A 14128-nucleotide genomic window follows, 5' to 3' on the forward strand; every position below is an offset into this window, starting at 1 on the left:
CTTATTTATCCTCCAGCAGGTGGGTGTCGAAGTCGGTCCGCAGGGCGTCGATGCCTTCCAGGCGATCGGCCAGATCCGGACTGCGCAGGGTCAGGCAGGCAATCAGTGCCTCGACCTGAGCCAGCGCCGGAACCAGGGAGTCGAAGGCCGACACCGATTCCACCGGCGCACTGATAATCAGGTCGGCCATTTCCCGCAACGGTGAAGCATAGATGTCGGTGAACAACACCACGCGTGCATAGCGACTTTTCGCCGCATTGGCCACGCGTAGGGCCTGTGACTGGTAGCGGCGATAGTCGAACACCAGCACAACGTCCTGACGCTGCACGTCGAACAAACGGTCGGGCAGTTGTGCATTGTCTTCCAGGGCGAAACAGCCCGGACGCAGCAAGCGCAGGTGATTGAGTAAATAACTGGCGAGGAAACTGCTGAAGCGCCCCCCGAAGCAATGCACCTGATGGCGGGTGTCGAGCAGCCATTCCACCAGAATCCGCACATCTTCGGGTTGGGTCAGCGCATGGGTGTCCACCAGCGCTCGATGGCTGTGCGCCAGATATTGGCTCCAGGCGTCGCCTTTCTGAAGATGAGCACGAGGTTGCAACAGGGCGCTGGGAGAACGGAGGCGGTGGTCCATGTCGCTGAGCAGGGCATCCTGGAAATCGGCATAACCGCTGAAACCCAGTTTTTTGACCAGTCGCACGATGGTGGGATCGCTGACACCGGCATGTTCGGCCAAACGTGACATCGGGCCCAGTCCGTTACGCGGGTACTGGTCCAGCAAGGCACGGATGACTTTGCGTTCCGACGGCGTCAGTTCCAGGCCGGGATCGGTGAACAGGTCTCTGAGAGAAGGCATCCGGGCTCCTGCTGGATGGATGTGTCGGTTTCGTTTCATAAATTGCTAAAACAGTATTTATGTAGCGGACTCAACATGTCTAGTGAATTTTTCCCTGGTTTTTTTAAAACCCCAAAATGGGGCGAAAAGCCCGTGGGGCTTGGGCTACACGGAAGTCGACAGAGCTTGTAGGCCATCGCCCATAGTGGTGTCGGATATCGCCGATTTTTTCAGGTGTATCAAGTTTTCGAACCTGCATGGCCGGAGCAAACGAAACGCCCTGGATCGCGCTTCTTGCGGCACAATTGGGCAGTTATTCGTGGCGTGACGCCGTTTTCAATTTCCATCGACAGAGTGATCCTTCGTGCAGGCGACCCGTTTGACCTTGATGTGCCACGCTCGAACCGTCGCACAAAAATTGGCGTGTTTTCCTACGAATGAGCCAATAGAGATGGATTGGCAATCGGCAAAGGGATCGCGTCGTGCTCAGTTCAAAGGGACGCGGCGACTGGTGTGTGGACCTGAACTGCGAACCCGGCAAACCGCCGAGTTGTTCGGCAGCGACATGGAGATTGTCGAGGCACTGAGGGATTGCGATTTCGGGCACTGGAACGGCGCGCGGATCGACGATCTGCAAAAATCCGCAGCCGAAGCGCTGCAGATCTGGCTCGATGATCCGAATTCGGCGCCCCACGGTGGCGAGTCGGTGGTGCAACTCGGTGAGCGGGTGGCCGCTTGGCTGAAAACGCTGGAGGCCACACCGGGACACATCGTTGCCATCACCCATCCGTTTGTCATTCGCGCCGCGCTGACGCAGGTGCTGCAAGGCGCAGCCTTCAACCTGATCGACGTTGAACCGCTGTCGGCCATCGAGTTGCGGTTCAATGGCCGCTGGCGCTTACGCTTGCTGGGCACTGACCCTGAAGGAGCACATTGATGAAAAAACTTCTGGTCATCGGCATCGGCGCCGGCAACCCCGACTACATCACGATGCAAGCCGTGAAGGCGCTGAACCTCGTCGACGTGTTTTTCCTCATGGACAAGGGCCAGAGCAAAGACAAACTGATCGACCTGCGCCGCGAGATCTGCGAGCGCTACATCACCGATCGCGACTACCGCTTCGTCGAAGCCCACAGCCCGGAGCGCGAGCGCGGTGATGTGGACTACAAGGCCAGTGTGGAAGACCTGAACCAGGCCAAGCAGCAGACCTTCGAACGGTTGATCAGCGAGGAAATGACTGACGACCAGTGCGCCGGTTTTCTGGTGTGGGGCGATCCGGCGTTGTACGACAGTACGATCCGGATCTTGCAGGCGATTCTGGCCTCGGGCCGCTGCGTCTTCGAATTTGAAGTGATCCCCGGCATCACCAGTGTCCAGGCGCTGGCGGCGCAGCATAAGATGCCGCTGAACCGCATTGGCCGCTCGATTGAAATCACTACCGGCCGGCGGCTGGCGGCGGGGCAGGTGAGCGATGCCGACAGCCTGGTGGTGATGCTGGATGCAGAAGATTCCTACCATCAGGTGGCAGATCAGGAGACAGAGATTTACTGGGGGGCCTACCTGGGGACGCCGGATGAAATCCTGATCAGCGGCAAGCTCAAGGAGGTGGCGGATGAGATCGAACGGGTGCGCAAGGCGGCCCGGTTGGCCAATGGGTGGATTATGGATACGTATCTGCTGCGCAAAACTTGAGTGCAGCGGTGTCTGGGCTGACGCCTTCGCGAGCAAGCCCGCTCCACATTGAATCTCCTGTGTACACAAATCTTGTGACCGACAGAGATCAACTGTGGGAGCGGGCTTGCTCGCGAAGAGGCCCTAAAGAACACCTCAAGAAATCGCTTTTACCTCTCGGCCAAACCGCTCGCGATACACCGACGGCGGCACGCCGACCACGCTGCGAAACGCCACCCGAAAACTCTCCACCGAGCGATACCCACAGCGCTGGGCAATCTGGTCGGTGTTCTGGCTCGTACTCTCAAGCAGCTCGCGAGCCCGTCCCAGGCGTTCATGTTGCAACCAGGCTTTGGGCGGCATACCAGTGGCTTCAGTGAAGCGGCGCAGAAACGTCCGTTCACTCATCGCCGCCTCACTCGCCAGCTCGCGCACCTCAAGCGGTTCATGCAAACGCTCGCGTGCCCACTGCATGACGCGCGACAAATCGCTACGCGGCGTAGGACTGACCGGTGTCGGAATGAACTGCGCCTGACCGCCGGTGCGTTGCGGCGACATCACCAGCCGCCGCGCCACCGAGTTGGCCACCTGCGTACCGAAGTCCCGCGCCACCAAATGCAGGCAGGCATCGATACCGGCAGCACTGCCGGCCGAGGTGATCAGCTGACCTGAATCGACATAGAGCACGTCCGGGTCCATCAGAATGTTCGGAAAACGCTCGGCCAACTCAGCGGTGTAGCGCCAGTGCGTGGTGGCGCCGCGACCGTCGAGCAAACCAGTGGCCGCCAGCACGAACACACCCGAGCAGATCGATAACAACCTCGCACCCCGTGCATGGGCTTGGCGCAGGGCCGCGATCAATGCCTCAGGAACCGGGGCGCTGCGATCACGCCAGCCGGGAATGATGATGGTCCGGGCGTCCTCGAGCAGCTCCATGCCGCCATCGACCAGCACCTGAATGCCGCCCATGGCGCGCATCGGGCCTTGATCCACGGCGGCGATTCGGTGCTCGTACCAAGGGAAGTCGAACTCCGGACGAGCCAGGCCGAAGATCTCCACGGCGATGCCGAACTCGAACGTACAAAGGCCGTCGTAGGCCAGAATCGCGACCAATCCAGGGGTGGGCTGCATTTGGCGGAAAGTTCCCGGTGAGTGTCTTGTGCGCCACTGTAGCCGCAAGCGTCGGGCGGATAAAGTCTTCTCACACCCACCGAGACTTTGGAGTACAGCCCATGACCAGCCTGGTCCGCGAGATTCCCGCCGCCCCATCGGCCATCGCCCTGATGCATTTCAGCAACCGTCTGACCTTCGAAACCGACTGTTCCGACGTCCACGGCAGCCAACAGGCCGGTGAAGTGGATTTTGTCCTGGTGGACGTGCGCGGCCCGCTCGCGTTCGAACGTGGCCATGTGCCGGGGGCGATCAACATTCCGGGGCGATTGCTGACTGCTGAAAGTCTGGCGGCCTACCCGAAAACCAGCGTGTTCGTGGTGTATTGCGCCGGGCCCCACTGCAACGGTGCCAACAAGGCTGCCGTGAAACTGGCGGCGCTGGGTTACCCGGTGAAGGAAATGATCGGCGGAGTGACCGGGTGGCTGGATGAAGGGTTTGAGTTGAGTGTGAGGGTGCAACAGTCAGTGAGTGCCGTGATCGGTTGTGAGTGCTGATCGGGCCGAGACCTGCGCTGACCACCAAGCATCCAGCGTCGCCTGCAACCACTCGAACACGGTTGCATAGGCGGCGCTGTCCTGTTGACCCCGGGGCAGCGGTGACTCGTCGGCAAAGTGTTCATTGAGCGTGGCCACCGATTCAGCCGTCCACTCCGGATGAAACTGCAAACCCACCCGCGTCGGCCCGGCGCAATACATCTGCTGCTCGCACTGGTCACTGCTGGCCAGCAACTGCGTGTTTGGCGGAAGGTCGATGGCGTCTTCGTGCCATTCCAGCACGTTCAGATGCTGACCATCGACGAACGTCACGCGGGTCCAACCGGTTTCGGTTCGATCCATCCGCCGCACATTCCCGCCCAGACTCAGCGCCAGCAACTGCGCCCCCAGACAAATCGCAAACACCGGCGCGCCTTGATCTAGGCTGCCCGCCAACCACCGACGTTCAGCTTCCAGCCACGCTGGCCCGGCGTTGGACTCATAAGGCCCGCCCAACAGGATCACGGGTACTGCACTCACTGGCGGCAACTGGCCGAGGTCGGCGCGAAACACGTTCAGGGTCAAACCTCGGGACGCAGCCCACGTGGCAATGGCGCCGGGACCTTCGGCGGGGTGGTGCTGGATCAGGTTCAACGTGGGCATCACGCTTCTCTCGTGGGACAGGTTGGCGGTCAATGTGCCGTAAATACCGGTTCATCGCCAGTCAGACTATTCAGTCGGATTAGCACCTGAACCCTGTAGGTTTTGTCTCAAACCAGTGATTGTCTGACAGTCCTTGTACCGCCTTGGCGCACGCGTGCAAACAGCGCAATCCGTCGGCCACTTTTCTATAACTATTTGTCGCTTAAACACAATTTACCCTCTTTGAGCCGCTCTAGACTGCCGACCACTTCGGTGCTCTCCAATCGGAAGGCGCAACCGAATGCCAATCGAAAGCTGCCAATAAAAGTCTCCGCACACAGGAGTTATAAATGAAGAAGCTAGTGATGTTCGGTGCCCTGGCACTGTCGATGTTGTCCCTGACGGCTGTGGCCGAAGACGCCAAGCCGATCCGCCTGGGTATCGAAGCCGGTTACCCGCCATTCTCGATGAAAACCCCTGACGGCAAACTCACCGGTTTCGACGTGGACATCGGCGACGCGCTGTGCGAGCAGATGAAAGTGAAGTGCACCTGGGTCGAGCAAGAGTTCGACGGCCTGATCCCGGCGCTGAAGGTCAAGAAAATCGACGCGATCCTGTCGTCCATGACCATCACCGACGATCGCAAAAAGAACGTCGACTTCACCATCAAGTACTACCACACTCCGGCGCGCTTCGTGATGAAGGCAGGCACCGACATCAAAGACCCGCTGACCGAACTCAAAGGCAAGAAAGTCGGTGTGCTGCGCGCCAGTACCCACGACCGCTTCGCTACTGAAGTGCTGGTGCCGGCCGGTATCAATCTGGTTCGCTACGGCTCGCAGCAGGAAGCCAACCTGGACATAGTCGCCGGTCGTCTCGACGCGATGCTGGCCGACTCGGTCAACCTGGACGACGGTTTCCTGAAAACCGACGCCGGTAAAGGCTTTGCTTTCGTTGGCCCGACCTACGAAGACGCCAAGTACTTCGGCGGCGGCGCCGGTATTGCTGTGCGCAAGGGCGATACTGCCCTGGCAGAGAAATTCAACACCGCCATCACCGAAATCCGCGCCAATGGCAAGTACAAGCAAGTGCAAGACAAGTACTTCGACTTTGACGTTTACGGCCAGTAATCACGCCGTTCAAAAAAGTGGCAACCGTTGACGCGGTTGCCACTTTTTTTATGTTCTTTCTGTTGAAATGAGATCCCTGTGGGAGCGAGCCTGCTCGCGAAAGCGGTGTGTCAGGCAAAAAACTTTCCACTGGAAAATCGCATTCGCGAGCAGGCTCGCTCCCACAGGTGATTGTCGCCGTTCAGATACTCAGGAGTTTCCATGCAACGCATCGATCATTCACTGCCCTGGAGCCACCTGGGCACCGAACGCACCCTCAGCGTGTTTCGTTATGGCGCGGGCACTCGCAAGGTCTACATCCAGGCCAGCCTGCACGCTGATGAACTGCCGGGCATGCGCACGGCGTGGGAACTGAAAAAGCGTCTGAGCGAACTCGAAGCCCAAGGTCAGTTGCAGGGCGTGATCGAACTGGTCCCGGTGGCCAATCCCATTGGCCTCGATCAGCACCTGCAAGGCAGCCACATGGGCCGCTTCGAGCTGGGCAGCGGCAAGAACTTCAACCGCTCCTTCGTCGAACTCAGCGCACCGGTGGCCGAGTTGATTGGTGATCGCTTGGGCAGTGATGCGGCTGCCAACATTACGTTGATTCGCCAGACCATGGGCCAGGTACTCGACGATTTGCCGGCACCGACCTCGCAGCTTGAAGCCATGCACCGCTTGCTGCTGCGTCACGCCTGTGATGCCGATATCACCCTCGATCTGCATTGTGATTTTGACGCGGCGATTCATCTGTATGCCTTGCCGCAACACTGGCCGCAGTGGCAATCCCTGGCGGCGCGTTTGAAGGCTGGGGTGGCGTTGCTCTGTGAAGATTCCGGCGGCAGCTCATTCGATGAATCGTGTTCAACGCCGTGGATGCGTCTGGCAAGGGCTTTCCCTGAGGCCGCGATCCCGCCGGCCAACCTGGCGACGACGCTGGAGTTGGGCAGCATGGGTGATACGCGAGTCGATCAGGCTCAGGCCAATTGCGAGGCGATTCTCGGCTTCCTCGCCGAGCAGGGTTTCATCAAAGGCACTTGGCCTGCGGCACCGAGCGGATGCTGTGAAGGCATGCCGTTCGAAGGCACCCAATACCTGTTCGCGCCGCATCACGGGGTCGTCAGTTTCCTGCGTGATTCGGGTGAATGGGTGGAGAAGGGTGATGCGCTGTTTGAAGTGGTCGATCCGCTGAATGATCGAGTTACCACGGTTTGCGCCGGGACCAGTGGCGTGTTGTTTGCCATCGATCGTGGGCGCTATACGCAGCCGGGCACCTGGCAGGCGAAGGTCGCGGGGCGTGAGCCGATTCGGGTCGGGAAACTCATCAACGACTAATCTCGGAATCGTCGGTGTCGCATCGGGCCGCTTCGCGAGCAGGCTCGCTCCCACAGGGGAATGCATTTCAAATGTGGGAGCGAGCCTGCTCGCGAAGCGGCATTAGCCACACCTGAAATCCCCCGGCAAGCTTCACAGTGTTAGGCTCTTCCCCCGAATCCTGCACTTGTGAAGGAAGGTTTATGTTGAAGTATCTCGCTCTGCTGACACTCCTGGCGTCCGCCGCCGTCCACGCTCAAACCCCGCTGCAAACCGATCTGCCGCTCAAGTACCTGGAGCAGGCCAACCCCGAATCGCGCAATCAGCCCTTGGTGATTTTCCTCCACGGTTACGGCAGTAACGAACAGGATTTGTTCGACATCAAGGATGAACTGCCCGCGTCATACAACTACCTGTCGGTACGCGCACCGATGGTGATGGAGGAGGGCAGTTACAAGTGGTTTCGCGAGAAAGGTAACGCTGCCTACAACGGTGAGACAGATGATCTGAAGTCCAGCGGCCAGGTGCTGCAGGATTTCGTCGCACAGGCGGCGAAGAAATATCACACCGAACCGAACAAGGTATTCCTGGTGGGTTTCAGCCAGGGCGCGATCATGTCCTACGAGGTGGCCCTGCGTCACCCCGAGGCGGTGGGCGGGATTGCGGCGTTGAGCGGGCGGATTCTGCCGGTGCTCCAGTCCGAACTGAAACCGGATGAAAAGCGCCAGAAGCTGGCGATTTTCATCGGTCATGGCACGGCGGACAAACGCCTTCCGTACATTGACGGTACGGACGCCGACAGCCTGTTGCAGAGCCTGTCACTCAAGCCTGAATTTCATGCCTACCCTGGCGTCGGTCACAGCATCAGTGCTGTCGAATTGCAGGACTTGAGCGCCTGGTTGCAGCGTCTCAATCCCTGATGCTTACTTGCCGGTGACGATCTGTTTGACCAGTGTCTCGTGGCCAGCATTGTCACTGAGGCGGGAAATCACCTGAACGATCGCCATGCGCGTGTTGGACGCGGCCATCAGTGTGGTGTCGAGGGTTTTGCCGCCGCCCTGGGTGGCGGTGCTGTCAATCTGCCGCAACCCCAGGCCGGTGCCTTTCTGGGTCAGGCTTTTTTCACTGAGCTTGGTGAAGTCTGGCAGCGCCGCGGCTTGTTCGGTGGCGAAGTCGGACGCCGCGGAGTCGAGGAACTGACCGTCGTTGTCTTTGACGTTGAGGCCGCCGGGGATGGTGTTTTCAGCGGCGATCACGACGGTTTTAGTCGCCTGATTGGTGTACATGGTGCCCGTTGCCCCGGCGGTGCCGGTGGCCGCGTCGCCGGCGGGCAACGGGTTGGCGACGAAGCCTTTTGGCAGGGTGAACGTGAACTTGCCGCCAAGCATCGAGACTTTCTGTGCTGGCGCGGTATCGCTGGCAGTGGCCTTGGCGGCCTGCGCATTCAGCGCTCCCAGACTGGCAACCGCCGTCAACAACAGGACAGCGGCTTTTTTACTTAACAATGACATTCAGAAACTCCAGGGGATGGTCGGTCTCGCGGTGGGGGGCGATCATCCCATGGAGGTTGCGGCGCATTCCAGCGCAGTCTAACGGACGGTCATGTTCCTTTGGTCAGCGTTAGGGACCAGATATCAACGTCCTGCTAAACACCATATTTGCAATAACCCACCAATGCGAAGTTGCATTCCACTTGCCCACCCGTTTGCATTCGGCCTGACCAGTCATTTGCATTCGTTCTGATCACCGATTGCATCGGATTTGGCCAGCACGCTTTGTAACCATGATCGGCAGAGAACGGCCAAAAGCAGACCATGGACACGCAGCTAATACTTCAGTAGTGTGCAAAAAATATGCCGCTTTCCCCCTTCTTGATGTCGCGTTTACAGACTCGATTTTTTGATTGTTCAAGGGATTACACATGGACATGGAGTGTTATGCGACATCGCATGCCGCAAAATTAATTGTTATGCCAAAAGCCGTACGGCACCTCAAAGTTGAATGGTCGGAGCAATAAAGTGGAAATCAAGATTGATATATTGGATTCTCCAACAGAAAAAGATCAGGGAGTTCTGAATAATAGGTTCTCAGAATATCTTCGAATTCAATATCCAAATCTACCGCCAGAATCGGAAGATAAAATATTTATGGTGGTTGCACACGATGAAGTAGGCGACTACATCGGTGCAATAAGCTGTAATTGTTACTGGGATGGCTTAGAAATTGATACCTTTTGGGTTAAGGAATCTCATCGCGGTAGAAAAATCGGTTCTATGCTATTGGAAAAAGCAGAAACGATTGGCGCCAACAATGGGGCAGTAGTTGCATTCTTAAAAACCGTTGATGCTAAACAGTTCTATGAGCAGCATGGGTATGAGATTTATGGTGTTCTTGAGGATCGACCAATCGGGACTAACTTGTATCATTTAAAGAAACGGCTAGTAAAACATGCATAACAACTGGTTCAAACCGTTCGCTTCGCTCACTGGGACGGGCTAAAGCCCGCCCCTTAACCAAATGCTGGTCAGCGTCCGCATTGGGTCGTTCTCTGCCGGTTTTGTCCACGAAGCGTCCTGGTAGAATCCGACGCAAATAGCTGGTCAGGTCGAATGCAAATGGGTGGGCAAGTATGTGTAATCACCCAGCCAAAAAACGGGCGAAGAAATTCTCGGCTTTTGATGCGCATAAACACGTTTCAGGGAGCGCGTTTAAAGACACTCGGTGTTACGTCCTAACGGCTACAACGCCTTGCGTCGTTACCTACGCGTGCGCCAGAATCCGCTGGCTTGTGCGCCTGTGGTGCGGGCTATATCGTTTCCCTGTCACTGAAAAACAGTGACCGGGTTTGGTAGACCCGTAGCATCGACGCATAGCGTCACCTTTGGCGGTCCTTTCCCAGGGCTGCGGTTTCATGGTGGCCATGCGTAGGGCTCCTCCGGGGGCGCCGGTTCCGATGCCCGGTCTACCAACCTCCGTATGGCCGCCACCCTCCGTTTGGTAGCGAGATGGTGATGGCTCCAATTAATCAGCATCGGAGTTCCATCTATGTTCAAAGTTACGCCCAACCCCCCGAATACCGGTCCGGTACCCTACGACGTCTTTCGTGATCTTGACCCCAAGAAAATGACAGAGGCGGCCGACCGCGCCCTCAGTTTCTACCTCAACCCCGGGGCGTCGAAAACGCAGATACCGCCCCCTCACCGACTTGACGGACGGCCCACGACGCCAAACGATGCTGGTGCTGCAACGGGTCATCATGTTGGGTGAGTTAGCGGTCAATCGCGTACTGGATAACCACAAGCCTGGGTAGTCGCCAGGCGGGTAGCGAGGGCGCTTGCGCCCTCGCTGTTTAGCAGCATTCAAAGGTCGCAACCGCGACGCGCTTCCTTATTGTTTTTTGGTAATGCCACCGACGTAGAACCGCAGATGCGGGCGCGCGGCGCTCTCTGCGCTCAGGCCACGCAGTTCTGTTGCTCGTGGTCACGCTGGAAGGTCCGTTCAGCCCCCACGTCGCACCGGATAGCTCTTGATCACATCCAGAAACTCAATGCGACGTTCGCTGACCAGCAGCTGCGGGAGCAGCAGTTCATACGCCTGTCGATACGGCTTGCTCAGGTGACGCGTGATGAAGTCGTCCTTGCTGCAGGTCCAGGTTTCGTAGAGCACCAGGGTGTTCGGGTCGTCCTGGAGTTGGTGGACCCAGGTGTTGACGAAGTCCGGCTCGGCCGACATCTGGTGCACCACGTCCAGCAGCCGTTCTTTCATTTCGGCGAAACGTTCCGGTTTGGCCGGCAGGTAAACAATAAACGCGACTTGATCACTCATTTCATCACCTTCGCACGCTGGGATTGGGTTACTGCGCCTGGTTCTGCGGGAACAGGTTGCGACGGGTTTCTTCGTCGAACTCTGTCTTCAGCACCAGTTTCTCTTTAAGACCGTGGGCACGTTGGGCGGCCGGACGGGCGCTGATTTCATCGAATAGGCGCTTGACGTTCGGGTACGCCGCCAGGCCGTTCTCGCCGAGGATGTACGGTGCCTAATTGGCCCAGCCCCAGAGCGCCATGTCGGCGATGCTGTAGGAGTCGCCGGCCAGGTACTGATGGTCGGCCAGTCGCTGATCGAGCACGCGGTAGTGACGTTCGACTTCTTTGAGGTAGCGGTTTTTCGCATACGCCAGGTCTTCCGGCGCGTGGTGCAGGAAATGCACCGCCTGGCCGGAAAATGGCGACAGGCCGGTGGCGATGAACATCAGCCAGGACAGTAGCTCGGCTTGCCCGGCCACCGAGGTCGGCAGGAAGCGCTGATGTTTTTGCGCCAGGTGCAGCAGGATCGCCTGGGAGTCGAAGACGGTCGCGTCGCCATCGACCAAGGCCGGCACCTTGGCGTTCGGGTTGATCGCCAAAAAGGCCGGCAGGTGTTGCTCACCCTTGAAGGTGTCGACGCCGATCAATTCGTAGGGCGTTTGCAGTTCTTCAAGCAGCAGGGCGACTTTCATCGGGTTGGGCGAAGGGTGGAAAAAAAACTTCATGGTGTAGGCCTCAGTCAGTGGTTGGTTTTGAACTGAGGCTGATGTTGAAGTAAACCCGTTCGAATGACGTGCGAGCTATTTGCTTTACTCGTTCGAAACTATCGAACGTGTTATCGGCACTTTGGCGGTTGATCGCGACGTGGCGATGACTGCACCGGCGATAATCAGCAGCGCGGGGACGATCAGAATCGGGCTGGCATGGCTGCGCCCCACGGTGATCAGCAACAACGTGGAAATCAACGGCGCCAGGTAGGAAAGCGCCCCCAGCGTCGCCAGACTGCCGTGTTTGGTGGCGTGGTCCCAGGCAAAAAACGCCAGTCCGACCGGTCCAAGCCCGAGGACGACAATTGCGGTCCATTGGCTGAAGTCGGGCTTTACCGTGGTTTCGAACGCCAGGTGGCAGACCAGTCCGGCCACGGCGACCAAGCCGCAGATGCCGCCAATGATGCTGCTCGGTACTTCGCTGAACCGGCGGTTGATCACCGAGTAAACCGACCAGATCAGCGCACAACCGAACGCCGCGAGATAACCGGCGATGGGCATCGCGACATCAGCATTCGGGGCACGCTGCTGCATGATGAAGGCCGTGCCGGCCAGGCCCAGCAGTGCGCCGAGCAATTGCCGTTTGTGCAGCTTTTCTCCGGCCGAGAACGCCGACAGCAACACCAGCAACAGCGGCCAAAGGTAGTTGATCAGACTGGCTTCGGCCGCCGGGGCGGCTTTGAGCGCGAAAAAGTACAGCGCGTGATAAACGAAAATTCCGACGAACCCGGTCGCCCACACGGCCCAGGGCTGGCGCCAACTGGTGAACCCGGCGAGCCCGCGTCGGCCCAGAATCACCAGGCTCGCCGCGAACGCCGCGCCGAAACCCAGTGTCAGCAGTTCAAACGGTGGAATGCCTTCGGTGAGGGTGGTCAGCAAAGCCAGGGAGGACCAGAGCACTATCGCAATCACGCCGACGGCCGTCGCGCTGTGGCTGTTTCGAAGCGGAGTCATGTCTGTTCCTTCAGCGCGATGAGCGGGCGAAATCCTGGCCCGATGACATCAAGCAGCTTAGCGTTTGATCGCCGTACGTCCAGCGTCCGGTGCCGCGCTCACCGGTTTGGCCAACAAGCGCTTGGTCACCCCGAGCATACCCACTGACACCGCGACGCCCAGGGCGAACGCGGTCAGCCCCATGCCTGGCAAGGCCAACGCCAACACCAGGCAAAACGCGGCGAACGAATACATCCCCGTAGCAGTGGCCCGCAACAACGCAGCGGTAAAGGCCGGACCGCGAGTTTGCTGGGAGAACACCGCCATCACGCTGCCCAGCACCGGGAACACCGCGAGCAGACCGCTCCAGCGTTCGCCGACGGTGCTGGCCAACAACGTGACTGCGAGGGTGAGCAGGGCGCCGGCAATCATGCGCAACAGCAATTTGTCGGACTTCGGCGCCGGGCCTGAAACGATTGGCTGTACCGAGGGAAACAGAAACGGCGCCGCCAGCAGGGCGGTTGCGGCGGCGATCACCGAGAACACGAGGGACGGGGGAATCAACGACAGCACAACGGCCGTGGTGGCCCAGACCAACAGCGAAATCACCAGCGCCCACGGCCACTTCGCGCGTTGTGCAACCTGAGCGTAGGTCACGCAAAAGGCAATCATCGCGAACATCGCCGACAGCGCTGCCGTCGCCGATTGAGCAGCGAACTCCGGACCCTGTTCGACGGCGAGAAAGAACAGAATCGGCCCGACCACCACCGGCAACCCCGACAGCCAGCCGGCGACACTCGGTCCCCAGCGTTTACCGGCCAGGGAAATCAGCAAGAGAAATCCTGGGATGACCAGCAGTTTGAGTATCAGCACGCACGCACCTCCGACCTGAGTGAGGCGGCAACGTTAGCATTGCGGACGGTTGATTGCTCTATGGATTGCTGCGTTTTGTATACAAAGTTGCTGCTACCGAGCGTGTTGGCGCGGTTGCACCTGGCCATCGGTATTCTTGGGGCCACCGTGATGCCGCATAACGTGTACCTGCATGCCTCCATCGTGCAGACCCGGATGATCGGCAAGGACCTGCACAGTAAGCAGGACGCGGAGCGGGGCGAACAGCGGGTTGATCTTACAGTTCGTAGCCTGAGCCTGAAGCTGTGTTGCCTGGCCGAGCCTCTTCGCGAGCAGGCTCGCTTGTATGTTTAGACTTAAGGGGTGCGCGGGTGGTGAAGGCGTTCAATCACCTTCAGGCGCGTTTTCTGGAAAGCGATCCGGCGGCGGAGGGCGGGCGGCGGGTGCAGTTTCCAGGCGGTCCGCTGCCGGTGCTGAATCTGGTGAAATTTGCCTGACTCTTCATTCCCCGCACTCGGCGTAGCAGCTGGCGAAGCCTGCGTTCGGCTGCGAAGCA

The 14128-nt window shown here is 58.8% G+C and carries 14 protein-coding genes and 4 pseudogenes; 10 read left to right on the forward strand and 8 right to left on the reverse strand.

What is annotated here, in order from left to right:
- Position 1: 1 nt before the first annotated feature.
- On the reverse strand, positions 2-856 hold the full coding sequence (locus QFX16_RS11280; RefSeq protein WP_283183956.1) for a MurR/RpiR family transcriptional regulator: 855 nt from the start codon (positions 854-856) through the stop codon (positions 2-4).
- A 343-nt stretch (positions 857-1199) separates the two neighbouring features.
- Between QFX16_RS11280 and QFX16_RS11285 the strand changes: the two genes are divergently transcribed.
- Both QFX16_RS11285 and cobF read left to right on the forward strand, forming a co-directional pair.
- A complete protein-coding gene (locus QFX16_RS11285) occupies positions 1200-1772 on the forward strand; it encodes a histidine phosphatase family protein (protein WP_283183957.1) in 573 nt (190 codons plus the stop codon).
- Complete coding sequence (cobF, locus tag QFX16_RS11290; RefSeq protein WP_283183958.1) at positions 1772-2527, forward strand: precorrin-6A synthase (deacetylating); 756 nt, start codon at positions 1772-1774, stop codon at positions 2525-2527. Before QFX16_RS11285 ends, cobF begins: the two co-directional genes overlap by 1 nt.
- A 135-nt stretch (positions 2528-2662) precedes the next feature.
- Here cobF and ftrA read toward each other — a convergent pair whose 3' ends face one another.
- Positions 2663-3637, reverse strand: a complete 975-nt coding sequence (gene ftrA / locus QFX16_RS11295; RefSeq protein WP_283183959.1) for a transcriptional regulator FtrA — start codon at positions 3635-3637, stop codon at positions 2663-2665.
- 101 nt (positions 3638-3738) lie between these two features.
- On the opposite strand from ftrA, the gene QFX16_RS11300 reads away from it, so the two are divergent.
- Positions 3739-4173, forward strand: coding sequence for a rhodanese-like domain-containing protein (locus QFX16_RS11300; protein WP_150655460.1), 435 nt, complete (start codon positions 3739-3741; stop codon positions 4171-4173).
- On the opposite strand, the gene QFX16_RS11305 is transcribed toward QFX16_RS11300, so the two are convergent.
- Positions 4141-4815 (reverse strand): type 1 glutamine amidotransferase, encoded by a 675-nt coding sequence (locus QFX16_RS11305; RefSeq protein WP_283183960.1) that lies wholly within the window; start codon positions 4813-4815, stop codon positions 4141-4143. The genes QFX16_RS11300 and QFX16_RS11305 overlap by 33 nt on opposite strands.
- Before the next feature lie 329 nt (positions 4816-5144).
- Here QFX16_RS11305 and QFX16_RS11310 point away from each other — a divergent pair, with 329 nt between their 5' ends.
- From QFX16_RS11310 to QFX16_RS11320, 3 genes are all read left to right on the forward strand, one after another.
- The gene (locus QFX16_RS11310) at positions 5145-5924 is read left to right on the forward strand and encodes an ABC transporter substrate-binding protein (protein WP_283183961.1); all 780 of its coding nucleotides are present in this window, start codon (positions 5145-5147) and stop codon (positions 5922-5924) included.
- Between the two features lie 201 nt (positions 5925-6125).
- Positions 6126-7238, forward strand: a complete 1113-nt coding sequence (locus QFX16_RS11315; protein WP_283183962.1) for a succinylglutamate desuccinylase/aspartoacylase family protein — start codon at positions 6126-6128, stop codon at positions 7236-7238.
- 182 nt (positions 7239-7420) lie between these two features.
- Complete coding sequence (locus QFX16_RS11320; RefSeq protein WP_283183963.1) at positions 7421-8137, forward strand: alpha/beta hydrolase; 717 nt, start codon at positions 7421-7423, stop codon at positions 8135-8137.
- Between the two features lie 3 nt (positions 8138-8140).
- On the opposite strand, the gene QFX16_RS11325 is transcribed toward QFX16_RS11320, so the two are convergent.
- Positions 8141-8728 (reverse strand): DcrB/PsbP domain-containing protein, encoded by a 588-nt coding sequence (locus QFX16_RS11325; RefSeq protein ID WP_283183964.1) that lies wholly within the window; start codon positions 8726-8728, stop codon positions 8141-8143.
- Between the two features lie 507 nt (positions 8729-9235).
- On the opposite strand from QFX16_RS11325, the gene QFX16_RS11330 reads away from it, so the two are divergent.
- Both QFX16_RS11330 and QFX16_RS11335 read left to right on the forward strand, forming a co-directional pair.
- Positions 9236-9673, forward strand: coding sequence for a GNAT family N-acetyltransferase (locus QFX16_RS11330; RefSeq protein ID WP_283183965.1), 438 nt, complete (start codon positions 9236-9238; stop codon positions 9671-9673).
- A 589-nt stretch (positions 9674-10262) separates the two neighbouring features.
- Positions 10263-10527 (forward strand): annotated as a pseudogene (locus QFX16_RS11335) (DUF6124 family protein).
- A gap of 188 nt (positions 10528-10715) precedes the next feature.
- On the opposite strand, the gene QFX16_RS11340 reads toward QFX16_RS11335, so the two are convergent.
- The 4 genes and pseudogenes from QFX16_RS11340 to QFX16_RS11355 all read right to left on the reverse strand — a co-directional run bounded on the left by QFX16_RS11340 (position 10716) and on the right by QFX16_RS11355 (position 13593).
- Entirely contained in the window at positions 10716-11042 is a 327-nt protein-coding gene (locus QFX16_RS11340; protein WP_283183966.1) for a putative quinol monooxygenase, read from the reverse strand.
- A 28-nt stretch (positions 11043-11070) separates the two neighbouring features.
- A pseudogene (locus tag QFX16_RS11345) lies at positions 11071-11745 on the reverse strand (glutathione S-transferase family protein).
- An 84-nt stretch (positions 11746-11829) separates the two neighbouring features.
- On the reverse strand, positions 11830-12741 hold the full coding sequence (gene yddG, locus QFX16_RS11350; RefSeq protein WP_283183967.1) for an aromatic amino acid exporter YddG: 912 nt from the start codon (positions 12739-12741) through the stop codon (positions 11830-11832).
- A gap of 57 nt (positions 12742-12798) precedes the next feature.
- Complete coding sequence (locus QFX16_RS11355; protein ID WP_283183968.1) at positions 12799-13593, reverse strand: hypothetical protein; 795 nt, start codon at positions 13591-13593, stop codon at positions 12799-12801.
- A 60-nt stretch (positions 13594-13653) separates the two neighbouring features.
- Here QFX16_RS11355 and QFX16_RS11360 point away from each other — a divergent pair.
- Both QFX16_RS11360 and QFX16_RS11365 read left to right on the forward strand, forming a co-directional pair.
- Positions 13654-13878: pseudogene (locus QFX16_RS11360) on the forward strand (divalent metal cation transporter); the annotation flags it as partial.
- Between the two features lie 56 nt (positions 13879-13934).
- Positions 13935-14069, forward strand: a pseudogene (locus tag QFX16_RS11365) (NADP oxidoreductase); the annotation flags it as partial.
- Positions 14070-14128 lie beyond the last annotated feature (59 nt).

The organism is Pseudomonas svalbardensis, from assembly GCF_030053115.1.
GTDB classification, from domain to species: domain Bacteria; phylum Pseudomonadota; class Gammaproteobacteria; order Pseudomonadales; family Pseudomonadaceae; genus Aquipseudomonas; species Aquipseudomonas svalbardensis.

Coding starts and splice junctions, on each gene's coding strand:
- QFX16_RS11280 (WP_283183956.1), bottom strand. CDS start 856: ATGCCTTCTCTCAGAGACCTGTTCACCGATCCCGGCCTGGAACTGACG.
- cobF (WP_283183958.1), top strand. CDS start 1,772: ATGAAAAAACTTCTGGTCATCGGCATCGGCGCCGGCAACCCCGACTAC.
- ftrA (WP_283183959.1), bottom strand. CDS start 3,637: ATGCAGCCCACCCCTGGATTGGTCGCGATTCTGGCCTACGACGGCCTT.
- QFX16_RS11300 (WP_150655460.1), top strand. CDS start 3,739: ATGACCAGCCTGGTCCGCGAGATTCCCGCCGCCCCATCGGCCATCGCC.
- QFX16_RS11305 (WP_283183960.1), bottom strand. CDS start 4,815: ATGCCCACGTTGAACCTGATCCAGCACCACCCCGCCGAAGGTCCCGGC.
- QFX16_RS11310 (WP_283183961.1), top strand. CDS start 5,145: ATGAAGAAGCTAGTGATGTTCGGTGCCCTGGCACTGTCGATGTTGTCC.
- QFX16_RS11315 (WP_283183962.1), top strand. CDS start 6,126: ATGCAACGCATCGATCATTCACTGCCCTGGAGCCACCTGGGCACCGAA.
- QFX16_RS11320 (WP_283183963.1), top strand. CDS start 7,421: ATGTTGAAGTATCTCGCTCTGCTGACACTCCTGGCGTCCGCCGCCGTC.
- QFX16_RS11325 (WP_283183964.1), bottom strand. CDS start 8,728: ATGTCATTGTTAAGTAAAAAAGCCGCTGTCCTGTTGTTGACGGCGGTT.
- QFX16_RS11340 (WP_283183966.1), bottom strand. CDS start 11,042: ATGAGTGATCAAGTCGCGTTTATTGTTTACCTGCCGGCCAAACCGGAA.
- yddG (WP_283183967.1), bottom strand. CDS start 12,741: ATGACTCCGCTTCGAAACAGCCACAGCGCGACGGCCGTCGGCGTGATT.